Origin of the sequence: Pararhodobacter oceanensis (assembly GCF_003076755.1) — a bacterium.
Classification (GTDB): Bacteria; Pseudomonadota; Alphaproteobacteria; order Rhodobacterales; family Rhodobacteraceae; genus Pararhodobacter; species Pararhodobacter oceanensis.
Genome location: NZ_QDKM01000023.1, coordinates 1 through 2,500, shown reverse-complemented (window position 1 = coordinate 2,500; position 2,500 = coordinate 1). Strand labels below are relative to the sequence as shown.

Annotated in this window: 1 tRNA gene and 2 rRNA genes (1 of these 3 cut by a window edge); all 3 read left to right on the top strand. The window is 53.9% G+C overall.

Going from position 1 to position 2,500, the window contains the following annotated elements:
• A 23S ribosomal RNA gene (locus DDE20_RS18685) occupies positions 1-2,060 on the top strand (it extends 772 nt beyond the left edge of the window).
• A gap of 87 nt (positions 2,061-2,147) precedes the next feature.
• Positions 2,148-2,262: ribosomal RNA gene (gene rrf, locus DDE20_RS18680) — 5S ribosomal RNA — on the top strand.
• Positions 2,263-2,323: 61 nt separating this feature from the next.
• A tRNA-Met gene (locus DDE20_RS18675) sits at positions 2,324-2,400 on the top strand.
• Positions 2,401-2,500: the final 100 nt, after the last annotated feature.

Here is a 2,500-nt window from a genome sequence, read left to right as displayed (position 1 = left end):
AAAAGGTCGGGATGACTTGTGCCTAGGGGTGAAAGGCCAATCAAACTCGGAGATAGCTGGTTCTCCGCGAAATCTATTTAGGTAGAGCGTCAGACGAATACCTTGGGGGGTAGAGCACTGGATGGGTGATGGGGTCCCACAGACTTACTGAGCCTAACCAAACTCCGAATACCCAAGAGTACTATCTGGCAGACAGACGGCGGGTGCTAACGTCCGTCGTCAAGAGGGAAACAACCCTAACCTACAGCTAAGGCCCCTAATTCATGGCTAAGTGGGAAAGCAGGTGGGACGGCCAAAACAACCAGGAGGTTGGCTTAGAAGCAGCCATCCTTTAAAGATAGCGTAACAGCTCACTGGTCTAGATAAGCTGTCCTGCGGCGAAGATGTAACGGGGCTCAAGCCATGAGCCGAAGCTTAGGATGCACATTTATGTGCGTGGTAGCGGAGCGTTCTGTTCTGTATCTCATGTCTCTTTGACCACCTCGGTGGTCCCGGAGACGCGAGATCTGCTGTGAAGCCGGCCCGTGAGGGACCGGTGGAGCGTTCAGAAGTGAGAATGTTGACATGAGTAGCGACAAAGAGGGTGAGAGACCCTCTCGCCGAAAGTCCAAGGGTTCCTGCTTAAAGCTAATCTGAGCAGGGTAAGCCGGCCCCTAAGGCGAGGCCGAAAGGCGTAGTCGATGGGAACCAGGTTAATATTCCTGGGCCGTGAAGTGGTGACGGATCTCGAAGATTGTCTGCCCTTATTGGATTGGGCGGGCCGTTCAGAGGTTCCTGGAAATAGCCCTTCTATAAGACCGTACCCTAAACCGACACAGGTGGACAGGTAGAGCATACCAAGGCGCTTGAGAGAACCATGTTTAAGGAACTCGGCAAAATACCTCCGTAAGTTCGCGAGAAGGAGGCCCGGTCTCGACGCAAGTCTTGGCCGGGGGCACAAAAGAGGGGGTGGCGACTGTTTACTAAAAACATAGGGCTCTGCGAAGTCGTAAGACGACGTATAGGGTCTGACGCCTGCCCGGTGCTGGAAGGTTAAAAGGAGGGGTGCAAGCTCCGAATTGAAGCCCCAGTAAACGGCGGCCGTAACTATAACGGTCCTAAGGTAGCGAAATTCCTTGTCGGGTAAGTTCCGACCTGCACGAATGGCGTAACGACTTCCCCGCTGTCTCAAACATGGACTCAGCGAAATTGAACTGTGTGTCAAGATGCACACTACCCGCGGTTAGACGGAAAGACCCCGTGCACCTTTACTCCAGCTTTGCACTGGCATCAGGATTGTGATGTGCAGGATAGGTGGTAGGCATCGAACCGGGAACGCCAGTTCCCGTGGAGCCTCCCTTGAGATACCACCCTTCGCACTTTTGATGTCTAACTGCGGCCCGTTATCCGGGTCCAGGACCATGCATGGCGGGGAGTTTGACTGGGGCGGTCGCCTCCTAAACAGTAACGGAGGCGCGCGAAGGTTGGCTCAGACCGGTCGGAAATCGGTCGTTGAGTGCAATGGCAGAAGCCAGCCTGACTGCGAGACTGACAAGTCGAGCAGAGTCGAAAGACGGCCATAGTGATCCGGTGGTCCCACGTGGGTGGGCCATCGCTCAACGGATAAAAGGTACGCCGGGGATAACAGGCTGATGATGCCCAAGAGTCCATATCGACGGCATCGTTTGGCACCTCGATGTCGGCTCATCTCATCCTGGGGCTGAAGTCGGTCCCAAGGGTACGGCTGTTCGCCGTTTAAAGAGGTACGTGAGCTGGGTTTAGAACGTCGTGAGACAGTTCGGTCCCTATCTGCCGTGGGTGTAGGAGATTTGAGAAGAGTTGCCCCTAGTACGAGAGGACCGGGGTGAACGTTCCACTGGTGGATCTGTTGTGGCGCCAGCCGCAGTGCAGAGTAGCTATGAACGGACAGGATAACCGCTGAAGGCATCTAAGCGGGAAGCCCCCTTCAAAACAAGATCTCCCTTGAGAGCCGTGGAAGACCACCACGTCAATAGGCCAGAGATGTAAGTGCAGCAATGCATTCAGTTGACTGGTACTAATCGCTCGATAGGCTTGATTTGATCCAGTAACAGCAAGTTACCAATCAAAGCTTAAAGACAAACGAAAGACGGATTAATCCCCGACCGATGTTTCTGTTTCTTCTCCGGTTTGGTGGCAATAGCACGAGCAAAACACCCGATCCCATCTCGAACTCGGAAGTTAAGTGCCGTCGCGCCAATGGTACTGCGTCTTAAGACGTGGGAGAGTAGGTCACCGCCAAACCTGAAAAGAAACAGAAAAAATCTCTCTCATAACGATACCAAACCCAAACAGACACCCCCGGCGCGGGATGGAGCAGCCCGGTAGCTCGTCAGGCTCATAACCTGAAGGTCGTAGGTTCAAATCCTACTCCCGCAACCAAAATACCGCATGAATACAATGCCTTACGCCCCGCAAAATCGCGGGGCTTTTTGCTGTCCGCACGGCGTGGAAGCACTGTGTCCGTAATTGAGCTGACCTG